The sequence below is a fragment of the Planomonospora sp. ID91781 genome (assembly GCF_015711595.1).
GTDB lineage: Bacteria > Actinomycetota > Actinomycetes > Streptosporangiales > Streptosporangiaceae > Planomonospora > Planomonospora parontospora.
The window spans coordinates 1161171-1177542 of record NZ_JABTEY010000001.1; the positions used below are offsets into that span (position 1 = coordinate 1161171).

General features: G+C 72.6%; 14 protein-coding genes. 8 read left to right on the forward strand and 6 right to left on the reverse strand.

Annotated elements, in window-relative coordinates; all coding sequences use genetic code 11:
• Nucleotides 1-84: 84 nt before the first annotated feature.
• From HS048_RS38700 to wecB, 3 genes are all read right to left on the reverse strand, one after another.
• Nucleotides 85-519 carry a DUF559 domain-containing protein gene (locus HS048_RS38700; RefSeq protein ID WP_196467799.1) on the reverse strand — a complete coding sequence of 145 codons (435 nt, stop codon included), beginning with the start codon at nt 517-519 and terminating at the stop codon, nt 85-87.
• The gene (locus HS048_RS05435; RefSeq protein ID WP_230880743.1) at nt 408-2483 is read right to left on the reverse strand and encodes a glycosyltransferase; all 2076 of its coding nucleotides are present in this window, start codon (nt 2481-2483) and stop codon (nt 408-410) included. Before HS048_RS05435 ends, HS048_RS38700 begins: the two co-directional genes overlap by 112 nt.
• A 62-nt stretch (nt 2484-2545) precedes the next feature.
• Entirely contained in the window at nt 2546-3751 is a 1206-nt protein-coding gene (wecB, locus tag HS048_RS05440; RefSeq protein ID WP_374058752.1) for a non-hydrolyzing UDP-N-acetylglucosamine 2-epimerase, read from the reverse strand.
• Between the two features lie 210 nt (nt 3752-3961).
• Between wecB and HS048_RS05445 the strand changes: the two genes are divergently transcribed.
• From HS048_RS05445 to HS048_RS05465, 5 genes are all read left to right on the forward strand, one after another.
• Entirely contained in the window at nt 3962-5485 is a 1524-nt protein-coding gene (locus HS048_RS05445; protein ID WP_231647419.1) for a glycosyltransferase family 4 protein, read from the forward strand.
• Nucleotides 5486-5614: 129 nt separating this feature from the next.
• On the forward strand, nt 5615-6877 hold the full coding sequence (locus HS048_RS05450; protein WP_068897951.1) for a nucleotide sugar dehydrogenase: 1263 nt from the start codon (nt 5615-5617) through the stop codon (nt 6875-6877).
• A gap of 20 nt (nt 6878-6897) precedes the next feature.
• The gene (locus tag HS048_RS05455; protein ID WP_084008468.1) at nt 6898-7986 is read left to right on the forward strand and encodes a glycosyltransferase; all 1089 of its coding nucleotides are present in this window, start codon (nt 6898-6900) and stop codon (nt 7984-7986) included.
• Between the two features lie 54 nt (nt 7987-8040).
• Complete coding sequence (locus HS048_RS05460) at nt 8041-9909, forward strand: DUF4434 domain-containing protein (RefSeq protein WP_196466338.1); 1869 nt, start codon at nt 8041-8043, stop codon at nt 9907-9909.
• Nucleotides 9910-9931: 22 nt separating this feature from the next.
• Nucleotides 9932-10597 (forward strand): NUDIX domain-containing protein, encoded by a 666-nt coding sequence (locus HS048_RS05465; protein ID WP_068898346.1) that lies wholly within the window; start codon nt 9932-9934, stop codon nt 10595-10597.
• Nucleotides 10598-10650: 53 nt separating this feature from the next.
• Here HS048_RS05465 and HS048_RS05470 read toward each other — a convergent pair whose 3' ends face one another.
• Complete coding sequence (locus tag HS048_RS05470; RefSeq protein WP_374058753.1) at nt 10651-10851, reverse strand: hypothetical protein; 201 nt, start codon at nt 10849-10851, stop codon at nt 10651-10653.
• A gap of 82 nt (nt 10852-10933) precedes the next feature.
• Between HS048_RS05470 and hisC the strand changes: the two genes are divergently transcribed.
• Complete coding sequence (gene hisC / locus HS048_RS05475) at nt 10934-11995, forward strand: histidinol-phosphate transaminase (RefSeq protein WP_196466340.1); 1062 nt, start codon at nt 10934-10936, stop codon at nt 11993-11995.
• 176 nt (nt 11996-12171) lie between these two features.
• Here hisC and HS048_RS05480 read toward each other — a convergent pair whose 3' ends face one another.
• Nucleotides 12172-13122, reverse strand: coding sequence for an EamA family transporter (locus HS048_RS05480; RefSeq protein ID WP_068897959.1), 951 nt, complete (start codon nt 13120-13122; stop codon nt 12172-12174).
• Nucleotides 13123-13177: 55 nt separating this feature from the next.
• Nucleotides 13178-13852 carry a DUF998 domain-containing protein gene (locus tag HS048_RS05485; RefSeq protein ID WP_196466341.1) on the reverse strand — a complete coding sequence of 225 codons (675 nt, stop codon included), beginning with the start codon at nt 13850-13852 and terminating at the stop codon, nt 13178-13180.
• A gap of 134 nt (nt 13853-13986) precedes the next feature.
• Here HS048_RS05485 and HS048_RS05490 point away from each other — a divergent pair, with 134 nt between their 5' ends.
• Nucleotides 13987-14310 (forward strand): YciI family protein, encoded by a 324-nt coding sequence (locus HS048_RS05490; protein WP_068897964.1) that lies wholly within the window; start codon nt 13987-13989, stop codon nt 14308-14310.
• A gap of 60 nt (nt 14311-14370) precedes the next feature.
• Entirely contained in the window at nt 14371-16344 is a 1974-nt protein-coding gene (locus HS048_RS38705; protein WP_307832372.1) for a sigma-70 family RNA polymerase sigma factor, read from the forward strand.
• Nucleotides 16345-16372 lie beyond the last annotated feature (28 nt).

Consider the following 16372-nt stretch of genomic DNA (forward strand, 5'->3'; position numbering starts at 1 on the left):
CCGCGCGGGATTCGGGAAACCGGCCGGCTTCGCCGGAGCGGCCGTGCCAGGAGGCGGACCGGAGCGGACGACGGGATGCCGGGGTCAGGGGGAACGGGGATCCGCCAGAAGACGGGCGACCTCCTGGACGATCAGTTCGGGTGCGCCGTACATCGCCTGCTTGGTGTAGCGGCGCAACCGCCAGCCCTCGCTGAAGATCTGGTTCTGGCGCAGGACGTCCTTCATCCACCGCCCGTTGTGGTTGTCGCCGTCGTACTCGATGGCGAGTTTCGCGTCGGGGTAGGCCAGGTCGACGCGGGCCAGGCGCAGGCCGGCCTCCTCGCAGATCTCGAACTGGGAGACGGGCCGGGGCAGGCCCGCGCGTGAACGGGACCCGCACGACCACGGGACCCGGCCGGGCGGAGAGGTCAGATCATGACGTGGTCGTCGGGGCGGCCGACGAAGGAGAACTGGGCGCCGCGGGTGAGCTTGTGGTCGTCGGGCTGCCAGGTGTGCATGGCCGGGTCGCCGCTGCGCCAGTAGACGAAGTTGAACCGGTCGGCGGAGTAGATCTTGACCCGGTCCTCGCGCAGCCGCTTGACCAGCCGGGTGTCCTCGCCCCGGGTGACGTCCTCGAAGGCGTAGTGGCGGAACATGTCGGTCTTGCCGAGGAAGGTGCCGCCCTGCACCAGCCAGGCGTAGCGGTGCTCCAGACCCGGCATGCGGAGCATCGTGGTGTTGGTGGACTCGAAGTAGGCGTAGTGCGCGCCCTTGCCGACCAGTTCGGCGTCGGAGTAGTCGAAGGCGCGGACCAGGTCCGACAGGTAGTGCTCGCCGTACAGGTTGTCGTCGTCCATCTTGGCGACCAGCTCGCCCTCGGCCGCGGCGATGCCCGTGTTCATGCAGGCGCCCAGCGACATCGACGGGTCGGCGGCCAGCACCACGACGTCGGTGATCCCGGCCATCCTGGCCTTGTCGGCGACGACCACCGGGTCGATGTCCAGGCCGTGCAGGACCATCACCAGCTGGAGCGGGCGGTGGACCTGCTTGGCCACCGAGGAGATGGCGTGCTCGATCTGGGCGGCGCGGTTGGTCGGCAGCACCACGGAGACCGAGCGGGTCCGGGGCTCGACGGGCCGGCCGAGGAAGCCCAGGATCTGGTCCACGCGGTGCGAGAACAGGTGCTTGTCGAAGACCTCGCGCATGGCCAGGTGGCCCTGGCGGGCGCGCAGCTCCGGGCTGTTGAGCAGGTGCAGGACCGTGTTGTAGGACTCCAGCTGGTCGCGGGCGATCGGCACCAGGGAGCCGAACGTCTCCTCGATCGCCCGGGACCAGCCGGTCACCACCGGCGTGGAGCAGGCGGACAGCTCGAAGACCCGGCGGGCGCACATGGTCGGCGAGTCGAGCACCGAGTTCACGTTGAGGAAGACCTTGTACATCTTGTACGCGGCCAGCATCCGGTCGTACGGCAGCTCGCCCACGATGTGCGGGACGTACTTCTCCGGCCAGGCGTACTTCTCGTCCACGGTCCCGTTCCGGGCGAAGATGTGCAGGCCCAGCTCGCGGATCGGGTCGAGCACGGTCTCCATCTGCTCGCGGCGCTCGGGGTGCTTGTCCCGGAAGTACATGCCGGCGAAGACGACGTCGTGGACGCGGCCCTGCTTCTCCTGGATCGGGTTGTGCACCCGGGGCTGCGCCGCGAACTGCAGCACGTCCACCCGGTCGTGTCCCAGGATCTCGCGATATTTCGGCACCATGTCGCCGTCGCAGGTGAACACGTAGTCGAACAGCTTGGCCGTGTCGATGAAGAAGTCGAAGTTCGGCGGGTCCTCCTTGTTCCAGAAGACCGTCGGGATCCCTTCCTCACGGCACCAGTCGATCAGCGCGCGCAGCTCCGGCTTGGGGGCGTTCGTCCCGGTCATCTGGTAGCGCCAGCGCCCCTGGTTGCCGTGCCAGGCCGACTCCACGAACAGGATCTCGGGCCGCTTCCCGGCGAAGACCTCCGGCCAGTCGCGCAGCCCGAACTCGATCTGGTCCCACTCGTATTTGAACGCCATCCGGGAGAAGTCGTCCAGGATGACCGCGACCCTCAGGTCCGGCCGGACGACCGGCCCGGCGGGCCACTTCACCACCGGCACGTCCACCGACGGCCCGCGCTCGTCCAGCTCGGCGACCACCTCGGCCACCGGGCGCGGCGCGGTGGGCCCCTTGCGCGGCTTGAGCGCCATGCGGAGCTTGCCCGGCAGCCGTACCACCCCCGGCCCCTTGGCCCCGGTGAGCGCCTCGGCCACCCGGTACGGCCGCTGGACCCGGGTCGACTCCAGCTTCCACTGGGCGTAGTCCGCGCGCGCCTCCGCGATGGCCAGGCGCCGCTCCAGGTCCCGCACCCGCTCCTCGAAGCGCTCGACGACCTTGCGCTCCTCGGGCAGCCAGTTGACCGGTCCCAGCCGCTGGAACCTCGGCTCTTCGGGGGTCTCGTCACTCAGGGGGGAGGTGGAGCTCATGGGAGTCGCCTTCGTCCGGGGTCGTGCCAGAGTACGGCTTTCGCCGTACCGGAACGGTGCTTTTAGAGGGATTTGGGCGGTACGGCCTGCGAGGCCGGGGAGAGGTTCTCCCCCTTCAGCCAGGAGACGATCACCCGGGCGATGCGGGGGCCAGCCTTGCCGTCCCAGAGCGGGGGCAGCTCGCCCGAGGGCGTCGCCGCGCCGTCGGCCAGGGCCTTGTCGGCGGCGGCGGGGAGCAGGTCCGGGGTGACCAGGCGGTTGGTGCCGTGGGTGACGGTGACCGGCCGCTCGGTGTTGGGCCGGACGGTCAGGCAGGGCACGCCGAGCATGGTCGTCTCCTCCTGCACGCCGCCCGAGTCGGTGACGACCAGGGACGCGCCCCGGACCAGGGAGAGGAAGTCCACGTAGCCCAGCGGGTCGACGATCAGCAGGTTCCCGCCGGTCACCAGCCCCGCCGCGGCCAGGCGCTCGCGCCCGCGCGGGTGGATCGGGACCACGATCGGCAGCCGCTCGCTCACCTGCAGGACGGCGTCGACCAGCTCCTTGGCGGCGGCCGGGTCGTCGACGTTGGCGGGCCGGTGCAGGGTGGCCACGCCGTACCGCTCGGGCAGGCCGAGCCGCGTGCGGACCGGCGCCGGGTCGAGGCGGTCCAGCGCGGAGAAGAGGCTGTCGATCATCGGGTTGCCGACGAGGTGGACGCGGGACGGGTCCACGCCCTCGTTCGACAGGTGCGACAGCGCGTCCGGCGAGGTGGCGAAGAGGATGTCGGACAGGGCGTCGGTGACGACCCGGTTGACCTCCTCGGGCATGCCGCGGTCGAAGGAGCGCAGGCCCGCCTCGACGTGCGCGGTCGGGATCTGCAGCTTGGCGCAGACCAGGATCGCGGCCAGCGTGGAGTTCACGTCGCCGTAGACGACGACCAGCGCGGGGCCGTGCTCCAGCACGACCTCCTCCAGACCGGTGAGCAGGGCCGCCGTCTGGCGGGCGTGCGAGCCGGATCCGACGCCCAGGTTCGCGACCGGCTCGGGCAGCCCCAGGTCGGCGAAGAACACGTCGGACATCAGCGCGTCGTAGTGCTGACCGGTGTGGACGATGCCCTGGCGCACTCCCAGCGCGTCCAGCGCGCGCACGACGGGGGCGGCCTTCACGAAGTTGGGGCGGGCGCCCAGCACGTGCAGGACGAGGGGGTCGCCGGGAGCCTTCTCGGAGGCCTTCCCGGGGGCCTGCTCGCCGGCCGGAGCCGCCGGCGAAGGGGCGGAGTCCCTCATTGACCTCGCCTTTCATGTGGGAGTGGGGCAAACGTTGCCTATGGTACGGTCACGACCGTGGTACCTGACGCCAGTCGGCCGGAGTCCTCGGCGCCCTCGACGGTTTCCGCGAAGTCGGCGCGTGCCGGCCTGCGCGGACTTCTCAAGGGTTTCGCCCAGCATCCGATCATCGTTTCCCGAGTCGTCGCGACCAAGGTCAAGAGTGACCCCGTGCGCGTCGCCCAGGCCGCCGCGGAGACCCTCCCGCCGAGCCTGCGCCCCGTCGTGGGCCGGGTCGCCTGGCCGCTGGCCCGGCGCGCCCGGGTCGCCGTGCGCAAGTTCGGCATGCGCGTGGTCCGGGGACCCTGGAACGAGGCGAAGGAGCACTTCGACGCGGGCCGGATGACCGAGGCCGTCGCGGTGCTGGAGGGCCACGCGAAGTACCCCTTCATCAAGCGCAGGGCCGCCTACTACGCCGGCGAGCTGGCCGCCATCCAGCCGAACCCCATCCCGCCCAAGTCCAAGGTGATCGTGGGCGAGCGGGTCGCGGGCCGGGTGCTGCACTGCGTCACCAACGCCCTGCCGTACACCCAGGCCGGCTACACCGTGCGCACGCACCGGATCGTCACGGCGCAGAAGGAGGCGGGCCTCGACCCGCACGTCGTCACCAGCTGGGGCTGGCCGATGATGCAGGGCCACGCCGACGCGACGCCGTACGAGGAGATCGACGGCATCCCCTACCACCGGCTGCTGCCGAGCGGCGAGGTGCCGTTCGAGAGCCGCGGGCGGATGATCCGCGGGGCCGGCGAGGTGACCGAGCTGGTCAGGACGCTCCGGCCGCAGGTGCTCCACGCCGCCACCGACCACCGCAACGGGTCGGTCGCGCTGGCCGTGCGGGAGCGGACCGGCACGCCGATGGTCTACGAGGTCCGGGGGTTCCTGGAGGAGACCTGGGCCTCGCGCGACCCCAAGCGGATCGGCAGCCAGCGGCACGTGCTCCAGCGCGACCGCGAGGCGTTCATCATGCGCTCGGCCGACGCCGTGGTGACCCTCGCCGAGACCATGGCCGCCGAGATCGTCGAGCGAGGGGTGCCCCGGGAGAAGATCTACCTGGCGCCCAACGCGGTGGACGACTCGCTGCTGACCGCCGAGTACGACGGGGCGGCCTTCCGCGCGGCCCACGGCATCGCCGACGACGAGATCGTCATGGGATCGGTCTCCAGCATCGTGGCCTACGAGGGCTTCCGGACCATGATCAGCGCCGCGGCGCTGCTGCGCGACCGGGGGACCCCGGTCAGGGTGCTGCTCGTGGGCGACGGAGCCGAGCGCCCCGCGCTGCTGGAGCAGGTCGAGGAGCTCGGTCTCGGAGACCTCGCGATCCTGCCCGGCCGGGTCGGCCCGGACGAGGCGCTGCAGGCCCAGGCGGCCATCGACATCTTCGCCTGCCCCCGTGAGGACCTGCGGGTTTGCCGACTTGTTACGCCATTGAAACCCGTCGAGGCGATGGCCCTCGGCAAGCCCGTCGTGCTCAGCGATCTGCCCGCCCTGTCGGAGCTCGTGGGCTCGGAGGGCGCCGGTCTCCTGGTCCCCCCGGGCGACCCCGAGGCGTTCGCCGACGCCGTCGCCGGACTGCGCGAAGACCCGGCGCGGCGGGCCCTGATGGGCGAGGCCGGACGGGCCGAGGTGGCGGCGAAGCGCACCTGGAGCCGGGTCGCGGAGACCTACCGCGACCTCTACCGGACGATCAGCGGTTGATGATCCGATGGAGATAACCCGTGGCCACCGCATTTGTGATGCGTTTAATCGCATCAGGCGTGGGGTGTGCGGAGTTGAGATAACCTTTGCGACCATGAAGTGTTGTTTCCGGCTCCCCAGGGTCTCCCAGTGACCGGCTACGACCTGGCCGTGATCGGTCTGGGTTACGTCGGCATGCCGCTGGCCAAGGAGGCCACGGCAGCAGGGCTGCGCGTCGTCGGTTACGAGGTCGACCCCCGCAAGGTGGACGCCCTCAACGGCGGGCGGTCCTACATCGACGACCTGACCGACGCCGACCTCGAGCACATGCTGGCCGGCGGCTTCCGAGCGACGCTGGACGAGAGCGTGCTGGCCCAGAGCCGCACCATCGTCATCTGCGTCCCCACTCCCCTGGACGACGACCACCGTCCCGACCTGTCCGCGGTGGAGGGCGCCACCGCGACGGTCGCCAAGAACCTCACCGCCGGCTCCCTGGTGGTGCTGGAGTCCACCACGTGGCCCGGCACGACCGACGAGGTGGCCCGCCCCCTGCTGGAGTCCTCCGGGCTCGTCGCGGGCCGCGACTTCCACCTCGCCTTCTCGCCCGAGCGCATCGACCCGGGCAACCCCAAGTTCGGCCTGCGCAACACGCCGAAGGTCGTCGGCGGCTACACCGACGCCTGCCGCGACGTGGCGGCCGCGTTCTACGCGCAGTTCATCGAGCAGGTGGTGCCGGTCAGCGGCACCCGCGAGGCCGAGATGGCCAAGCTCCTGGAGAACACCTACCGGCACGTCAACATCGCCCTCGTCAACGAGATGGCGATCTTCTGCGACGAGCTCGGCATCAACCTCTGGGAGTCCATCGAGGCGGCGGCGACCAAGCCGTTCGGCTTCCAGAAGTTCCTGCCCGGACCGGGCGTCGGCGGCCACTGCATCCCGGTGGACCCGTCCTACCTGTCCTACACCGTGCGCAAGCTGGGCTACCCGTTCCGGTTCGTGGAGCTGGCCCAGGAGATCAACGAGCGGATGCCGTCCTACGTGGTCACCCGCGTGCAGCGGCTGCTCAACCGCCACAAGAAGGCGGTGAACGGCTCCAGGGTCGCGCTGCTCGGCGTCACCTACAAGCCCGACATCGCCGACGAGCGCGAGACCCCGGCCCTGCCGGTCGCGCGCGGCCTGCTGGAACTGGGCGCCGAGCTGGTCTTCGTCGACCCGCACGTCAAGCAGTGGCAGGTCGACGGCACTGCGGTGCCCCGCGAGGAGAACCTCGCGAAGGCGGTCGCCGAAGCCGACGTGACGCTGCTGCTGCAGCAGCACGGCGCCTTCGACCTGGCGATCGTCGAGGACCACGGCAAGCTCGTGCTCGACACCCGAGGCGTGCTCGCCGAGGGTGAACGCGTCGAGCGGCTCTAGGCACGAAGGGGCTGCGCGCAGTGCACGTGCTCGTCATGACGGTGGTACATCACCCCGAGGACGCCCGGATCCTGCACCGGCAGATCCGGGCGCTCGTGGACGCCGGTCATGAGGTCACGTATGCCGCGCCGTACACCGCCCGCGGGGTCATGGCCCGGTCCTGGGTGAACGGCGTCGACCTCCCCCGGGCGGCGGAGCGCCGGCGGCTGTCCGCGGTGCGCGCCGCCCGCAAGGTGTTCAAGCGCATGCGCGGCCAGGTCGACCTGGCCGTCATCCACGACCCCGAGCTGCTGCTCGCGGTCGCGGGGGTCCGCGGGCGCCCGCCGGTGGTCTGGGACGTCCACGAGGACACCCCGGCGACCCTGTCGCTCAAGCCCTGGCTGCCGGCGTTCCTGCGGCCGCCGGTGCGCTTCCTGGCCCGCCTCCTGGAGGGCACGGCCGAGCGCCACCTGCACCTGCTCCTCGCCGAGTCGGCCTACGCCGGGCGGTTCAGCCGGGCCCACCTGGTGGTGCCGAACGAGACGTGGGTGCCGGACGACGTGACCCCGCCGGGCGACGACCGGATCGTCTACCTCGGCTGGCTGTCGGAGGCGCGGGGCGTGAAGGAGGCCGTCGAGGTGGCCCGGCTGCTCCAGCCGTACCGGGTGGCGGTCGAGCTGATCGGCTACGCCGACCCGCAGTCGCGGCCGGTGCTGAACCAGGCCGTGACCGAGGGCCTGCTGGAGTGGCGCGACTTCATGCCGAACGACGAGGCGCTCAAGCGGCTCGACGGCGCGCTGGCCGGCCTCTCGCTGCTGCGGGACGAGCCCAACTACCGGCACTCCATGCCCACGAAGATCGTGGAGTACATGGCCCACGGGATCCCGGTGATCACGACTCCGTCGCCGCGCGCGGTGGAGCTGGTAGAACGCTACAACAGCGGCATGGTCGTGCCCTGGCAGGACCCCAAGGCGGTGGCGCAGGCGGTCCTCATGCTCCGGGACGACGTCGCCGAGCGGCATGCCCAGGGCGCCCGGGGGTATGCGGCGGCCCGTGCGAACCACCACTGGCCGAACTCGGCCCGCCGTTTCGTCGCCCAGCTGGAAGCCTGGGCGGGAGTCAAGGACTGAGATCTCCGGCGCCGTTTATGCCCGCTTGATCACGAGAACGGTAGTGTCCTGAACGTGCGCTGGCTCACGGCTCTCCTCGGCGTGGCGATCCTCGCGGCGGTGGCGGCGGTCGTGATCGTCCTGCGTTCCGGCGACCCCGGCGGCCCGGCCGCAGACCGATCGCAGGCCGCCTCGGCGACGTCGTCCGCGGCCGCGCCGTCCGTGCCGTCCGCCTCCCCGACTCCCTCCTCCCTCCCCTTCACCGACCCGTGTGGAACGTTCGACACCGCGATGCGCGCGCCGTACGCGGTGACCGGGTACTGGCTCATCCCGACGGCCGACCACTGCACCTGGCGCAGCCAGCTCGCCGCCATCCACGGGGTCGGCGGCGACACCGTGATCCGGATCGGCTGGGGCCTGCAGGCCCGCGCGACCGACGAGGACGGCCGGATCCTGGACTCCGGGGGGGAGGCGGCCGATCCCCGCTACGAGCGGTGCCGGGAGGACGGGCTGTCGTGCGTGGCCGCGGCCGAGCGCGACCTGCAGGCGCTGAACCCGGGCAACCGGGTGAGCTGGACGTTCGTCTACCGGACCGACGAGGCGTTCGGGCCGAAGCTGTTCCGCTGCCCCGAGGTCGAGAAGAAGATCGAGGTGGACGGGCGGGTCTTCTACCGGATCGTCGCGCCCGAGGACGGCAGCGACGACGGCGACTGCACGAACCTCTCCGCCCGGGGACGCGGTTACCACGTGATCCTGGTCGCCGCGGCGCGCCAGGACAGCCTCGCCGAACTGCTCGACCTGGGGGACCGGTTCGGCGTGAAGGTCTTCCCCGCGCTGCCGCTCGCCCCCCGGGACCCGGCGCAGGCCACCCGGGCCTCGGAGCGGGGCATCGACACGCTCACCACGCTGACCCGGCGCATCCTGCTGGACTACGGTGACCGCTTCGCCGGCCGGGCCTCGCTCGGCGGCTTCTACCAGCCGTTCGAGCTCCAGATGAGGGACATGGTCTACACGGGTGCGCCGGAGGGCACGGAGCAGGCGGAGAAGGACCACCCGACGCTCAGGGTCTACGCCTCCCAGCACCGGATCGTGGAGCAGGTGATGCCGGACAAGCCCGTCCTGGTCAGCCCCTACCTGGAGGCGCGCAAGGAGAAGGGGTTCAGCGCCACGCCCAAGGAGGTGGCGGCGGGCTTCGAGGCCATGGCCAGGACCGGCGTCGGGATCATCGCGCCGCAGGACAGCCGGGGGACCGGCAAGGTCGGGCTGTTCTGGCCGGACGAGCGGGACGAACCGGTGGACGAGCGGCTCCGCCCGGTGGTCGGCGAGACGACCAACGGAGAGGCCTACCACGGCTCGACCCGCGACTACTACCGGGAGATGGCCGCGGCGCGGACGCGGATGGTCGAACAGGGCCACGACGTGCAGCTCTGGGCCAACGTGGAGGCGTTCGAGCCGTCCGGGACCGAGGCGTGCGGCACCAGGACCGGCAACCGGGGACGCACCGACAAGGACCGCCTGGACCAGGCCGTCACGCAGGTCGGCCGCTACGTGTCCAAGGTCGTCTCCTACATGTGGAGCGACTTCTTCACCTGCGGCTCCCCGTCGCTGTCGGAGGAGATGGCCGGTGACGCGGGCCGGCCGATCCCGGTGGAGGCCGTGCGCGCGGGGCACGACATCCGCGACGGCATCGAGCTCCGCGGCTACGATCTGCAGCTGGGCGGCAAGGTGACGATCACCTGGGAGGGGCAGGAAGCGCCCAGGACCGCCGAGGTCGCCGGGGTGAACCTGGCGGAGCCGCCCCCCGACACCCCCGACAGGCTGATGACCGCCTGGGTCCCCTTCGACTGGACGCAGGTGCCCGCCGGCACGTGGGTGCGGATCGAGGTGGCCGCTCCCGACGGGCGCACGGCGGCCGAGCCGCTGCACGTCCGCATCGACGTCTGAGCGGTGTAACGTGCCTGCCGTGGTGGTGCCCCGCATTCCCGTCAGCGTGGACCTGGTCGTGCTCACGGTGCGCTGCCAGGCGCTGAGCGCGCTCGTCTGGCGGCGGGACCGGCCGCCGTACGAGGGACACTGGGCGCTGTCGGGCGGCTTCATCCAGCTCGACGAGGACCTGCCCGCCGCCGCGGCCCGCGTCCTCGCCGAACGGGCCGGCCTGCCGGGCGCCCCGGTCCACCTGGAGCAGCTGCAGACCTACGGCTACCCCGACCGCGACCCCCGCCAGCGGGTGCTGAGCGTCGCCTACCTCGGGCTCGCCCCCGACCTGCCCGCCTCCACCGAGGCGCACATGAGCTGGCAGCCGGTCGCCGCGCTGACCTCGATGGCCTTCGACCACCGGCGCATCATGGTCGACGGCGTCGAGCGGGCCCGCGCCAAGCTGGAGTACAGCTCGCTGGGGGCGGCCTTCTGCCCGCCGGAGTTCACGGTCGCGGACCTGCGCCGGGTCTACGAGATCGTCTGGGGCCGGCCGCTGGACCCGCGCAACTTCCACCGCAAGGTCACCAAGGCCGAGGGCTTCCTGATCCCCACCGGCCGGACCACCACCCGCGACGGCGGACGCCCCGCCAAGCTCTACCGCCGGGGCCCGGCGGAGAACCTCCACCCGCCGATGCTCCGCTCGCTCAAGGACTGACCCGGGGCCCGAGGGCGGGCGGCTTCCGTGGCCGCACCCGGACGCCGCCGGGGTCAGAACCGGTCGATCTCCGTCAGGTCGACGTCGATGACGAGAGTGCCGTCGATGAGCTCGGTGTGCGGGGGGATCCCGGGAAGCCGGTCCAGGTCGTCGGCGGTGAAGCCGCCCCGCGGCGGGAGGACCCAGTCGGGCAGCGGGTCCCACACCGACGGCTCCGGGCGGAGCTCGGTCTCGGACAGCGGTGCGGCGCTCATGTCGTCCTCCCGGCCGGGCATGCTCGTGCCTCCAGTCTCCCAGGGTGATGCCCCATCCGTCCGCTCCTCATAAGGTAAGGCCATGCCTCGTTTCCGCGCGATCCTGGACACGATGCCCGCCTACAAGCCGGGCAAGGCCGTGGTCTCCCCCGACGGCCGGTCCTTCAAGCTCTCGTCCAACGAATCCCCCTACGACCCGCTGCCCTCGGTGGTCGAGGCGGTCGCACGGGCCGCGGCGGAGATCCACCGCTATCCCGACCCCGCGGCGACCGCCCTCACCGAGGCGCTCGCCGAGCGGTACGGCGTGCCGCCCGAGCACGTCGCGCTCGGCGCGGGCTCGGTCACCGTGGCCCAGCAGCTCTTCGAGACGGTGAGCGAGCCGGGCGCCGAGGTGGTCTACGCCTGGCGCTCGTTCGAGGCCTACCCGCTCCTGGCCGACCTGGCCGGGGCGACCTCGGTCCGGGTCCCGCTGGCCGATGAGACCCACCACCTGGAGGCGATGGCCGAGGCGATCACCCCCGCCACCCGCATGGTCTTCGTCTGCAACCCGAACAACCCCACCGGCACGGTCGTGCGCTCGGGCGAGCTGGCGGCGTTCCTGGACCGGGTGCCGGAGGACGTGCTGGTCGTGCTGGACGAGGCCTACCGGGAGTACGTCAGGGACGCCGACGTGACCGACGGCCTCACGGTCTACCGCGAGCGGCCCAACGTGGCCGTGCTGCGCACCTTCTCCAAGGCGTACGGCCTGGCGGGCCTGCGGGTGGGCTACCTGATCGCGAACGAGCCGGTGGCGGCGGCCGTGCGCAAGACGATGGTGCCCTTCGCGGTCAACCACCTCGCCCAGGCCGCCGCCGTCGCGTCCCTCGCGGCCGAGGACGAGCTGCTGGAGCGGGTCGACGCGGTGGTGAAGGAGCGCACCCGCGTCCGCGAGGAGCTCCTCGCGCAGGGCTGGACGGTGCCCGTCACCGAGGCCAACTTCGTCTGGCTCCGGCTGGGCGAGCGCACGCTCGACTTCGCGCAGGCGTGCGCGGCCGAGGGGGTGGCCGTGCGTCCCTTCGCGGGTGAGGGGGCGCGGATCTCCATCGGCACGCCCGAGGCCAACGACACCTTCCTGGCCGCCGCCGCGGCCTTCAGGAACGCCTGACGGCGTCCCGGGCCCGGCGCGGCGGCGACGCCGCCGCCTCCGGGCCCGGCGCCCGACCTGGCCGGGAGGGGCCGTTCCCGGACCGGCTTCCCGCCGTGACCGGGGCGGGTGGCCTCGGACCGGCTTCGCGCCGTGACCAGGACCCGTCCGCCCCTCGGATCCGTCCGCCCGAAGGCCTACGCGGTCGCGGGCTCCGGCTCGGCCTCCTGCTCCGGGACGGCCCGCCTGCCGCGCCGCTCGGTGGAGACGACCAGCGCGACGCCGACGACGATCACCAGGCCGGCGGCGACCATCGAACCGGTCACCGGCTCGCTCAGCACCAGCGCGCCCAGGGCGACCGCCACGACCGGGTTGACGTAGGCGTAGGTGGAGACCAGGGAGATGGGCGCGTTGCCCAGCAGCCACACGTACGACGTGAAGGCGACCAGCGACCCCATCACGACCAGGTAGGCCAGCGCGGTCCAGGACCGTCCGGAGACGGCGGCCGGGTCCAGGCGCTCGCCCAGCGTCAGGCCGGTCAGCAGCAGCCCGGCGCCGCCCGCCGCCATCTCGACCGCGCTCGCGGAGAAGGGGTTGGCGGGCATCGGGATCCGGGCGGACAGGAACGACCCGACCGACCACGAGACGGACGCGAGCAGGATGATCACGATGCCCGCGCCGTCCGAGGCGGCGTCCCCGCCGGCCAGGGAGAGCCCGGCGACCCCGCCGAACCCGATGAGCACGCCGGTCAGCGTGAGCACCCGCGGCCGGTCCCGGGCGATGATCCGCAGGACCACCAGCCAGAGCGGGACCGAGGCCACCAGCAGGGCCGCCAGCCCGCTGGAGATGTGCTGCTCGGCCAGCGCCACCATGCCGTTCCCGCCGGTCAGCAGGAGGAACCCGACGAGCGCCGCGCCGCCCGCCTCGCGGGCGGTCATCCGGAAGGCCTCCCGGCCGCGCAGGGCCAGGATCGCGGTGGCCAGGACCAGCGCGGCCACGGTGAACCGCATGGCGCCGCTGAGCAGCGGGGGGATCGTCTCGATGACGATCATGATGGCCAGGTAGGTGGAGCCCCAGACGACGTAGACGATCGCCAGCGCGCCCCAGACGAGAAGTGATGTGCGCTTGTCAGCAGCGTCGGGACTCATGGCACATGACGATACCGGTAGCGGGCGACAGAACGCTCGTGGCGGCCGGACGGGATCAGAGGACGCGGCGGTACCGGGCGGCGACCGCGGAGACCCAGAGCATCGCGGTGACGGCTCCGACGGCCAGGGTCAGGGACCCGGCCGTGCCGCCGCTCATCGACCAGCCGTTGCCGACCAGCAGGGCGGTGCCGGCGATGCGGGAGGCGACGGCGTGGCCGCGGTGCCCGGCACGGCCGAAGTGGCGGCCCAGGACGTAGCAGGCGGCGATCAGGGCGGTGAAGGCGACCGAGCCGGCGGCCAGGTGGCCGTAGCCGTGCCAGGTGAGCGTCGCGGGCATCCCGTGGGGGGCGCCGGCGGGGAAGCCGCCACCCGGGTCCATGACGAAGATCCCCGCTGCGATCATGCCGAATCCGTTGATCCGGACCAGCCGCGGCGCCCACGTGCCTCCGGGGGCGCCGCGCATGGCCCGGCGCAGGCCGCTCGCCCCGGCGACGGTCAGTGCGCCGGCGACCAGGAAGTTGAGGATCTGCAACCAGCCCAGGGAGCCGTTGCTCAGCGCGCTCAGCGGGTGGCGGGTCAGGTCGAAGCCCTCGCGGGTGGCGGCCTGGGCCAGGGAGACGACCGTCCACAGGGGAGCGGCGGCGATCGCGCAGGCGAGCAGGGAGCGGGTGGCGGCAGAGGTGGCGGAGGCGGTGGCGGCCGGGGCGGCCGGGAACTGGACGGTGGTCATGGTCGTGCCTTTCCGGGATCCTTCTTCGGTTCTCGACCATGCGTCGATCTCGCGATGTGACAGGGAATGCATCCGTTCCGTGTCACATCGCGAGATCGACGCATGGGCACGGCAACGGAAGAGAAGGAAGAGCCATGCGCTATCTGATGACCACCAAGGCGTCCGACACCGCTCCCGACGAGAAGCTGTACGCCGCGATGGCCGAGTTCGTCGAGGAACTGACCACGGCGGGCGTCCTGCTGGCCACCGGCGGCCTGGAGCCGGGCGGCATCCGCGTGACGTCCTCCGGCGACGGGATCACCGTGACCGACGGGCCGTTCGCCGAGGCCAAGGAGGCCGTGGCGGGCTTCGCGCTGGTCGAGGTCCGCTCCAGGGAGGAGGCGATCGAGGTGGCCCGCCGCTTCCGCAGGATCGTCGGCGACGGGGAGAGCGTGATCCAGCAGGTCTTCGGCTCCTGACCGGCCGGACCGCGCGGCCCCGGCTTGCGGACGGGACCGGGGCGGTGCTGTCATCGTGCCGTGACGGACGTCCATCGCACGATCGACGCGGTCTGGAAGCTCCAGGCGGCCAGGATCATCGCCGGGCTCACGCGGATGGTGCACGATGTCGGCCTCGCCGAGGAACTGGCCCAGGACGCGCTCGTCTCCGCTCTCGAGCAGTGGCCCGCGTCGGGTGTTCCGGACAACCCCGGCGCCTGGCTGACGGCCGTCGCCAAACGCCGCGCCGTCGACCACATCCGGCGCTCCCGGCGGCTCGAGCACGGGCAGGGGCGGCTCGCCCACGAGCTGGAACGGCAGGACCGGGAGCACGGCTCCGGAGGGGACACCGAGCAGGACGACGTCCTGCGGCTGATGTTCGTCTCCTGCCACCCGGTCCTGCCGACCGAGGCACGGGTCGCGCTGACGCTCAGGCTCCTCGGCGGCCTGACGACCGGGGAGATCGCCCGGGCGTTCCTCGTCGGAGAGTCGCAGATCGCCCGGCGCATCGCCGCGGCGAAGCGGACGCTGGCCGAGGAGCGGGTGCCGTTCGAGCTGCCCGGCGGCCCGGAACTGGCCGCGCGCCTGTCGTCGGTGCTCGAGGTCGTCTACCTCATCTTCAACGAGGGATACTCGGCGACGTCCGGGGACGATCTGACCCGGCCGGAGCTCTGCCTGGAGGCGCTGAGGCTGGGCCGGCTGCTGGCGGGGCTGGCGCCGCACGAGGCGGAGGTGCACGGGCTGGTCGCGCTCATGGAGCTCCAGGCGTCCCGCTCCGCCGCGCGGACCGGACCCTCGGGCGAACCCGTCCTGCTCCACGAGCAGAACCGGGGGCGCTGGGACCGGCTGCTCATCCGCCGCGGCTTCACCGCGATGCTGCGCGCGCGGGAGATCGGCGGCCCGCCAGGTCCGTACGTGCTGCAGGCGGCGATCGCCGTGTGCCACGCGCAGGCGCGGAGCGCCGAGGAGACCGACTGGGCGCGGATCGCGGCTCTGTACGGAGCGCTGGCGCGGCTGCTGCCGACGCCGGTCGTGCAGCTCAACCGGGCCGTGGCGCTCGGGATGGCGCACGGGCCGGCGGCGGGGCTCGCCCTGGTCGACTCCCTGACCGGTGATCCCGCGCTGCGGGACTACCACCTGCTGCCGAGCGTCCGGGGCGACCTCCTGGCCCGGCTGGGGCGGCTCGAGGAGGCGAGACTGGAGTTCGAGCGGGCCGCGTCCCTCGCCGGGAACGTCGCCGAGCACGCCTTCCTGCACCGCCGGGCGGCGGAGATCCCCGTTCCCGCCGCCCCCGGGCCCACTCTCGGGCAGGCCGCCCGGGAGTTCCTGGAACGCGGTGGGCTGGACGCCGGGACGGTCCGCTCGTACGGGCAGACGCTGCGGCGCCTCCGCCTGGCCGTGGGCGACCGGACGCCCCTGGCCTCCCTGACCGCCGACCACGTGGCGCGGGCGTTCACCGCGGCCTGGGGCGAGGCGGCGGCCGCGACGTGGAACCGGCACCGGTCGGCGGTCCGGTCGTTCGGCGCCTGGGCGTCCATGGAGCATCTCGCCGCTGGCCTCGACCGGCGTGCCGAGACCCGCCCCCGGACGCGGGGCATCGGCCCGGCACAGCTGGAAGCGCTCTGGAACCGCCCCGATCTGCCGCTGCGCGAACGGACCCTGTGGCGGCTCCTGCACGAGTCCGCGGCCGGGGTGACGGCCGTTCTGTCCCTGAACGTCGAAGACCTGGACCTGGACGACCGCCGGGCCCGCGCGGGCGGCTCCTGGGTGAGCTGGCGGTCCGGGACCGCCCGGCTCCTCCCCGATCTGGTGGCGGGCCGGACCCGGGGCCCCCTCTTCCTCACCGACCGGCGGCCCGGGCCGTCCCGGGTGCCGGCGCAGGCCGACCTGTGCCCGGAGACGGGCCGCCGCCGCCTGTCCTACGAGCGGGCCGAGTATCTCTTCAAGCAGGCCACCAGGTCTCTGGACCCGGCGGGCGACGGCTACACCCTCCGGCGGCTCAGGTATCCCACCTGATCCGCAGGGAGCCGTCGCCCGGGGGTCT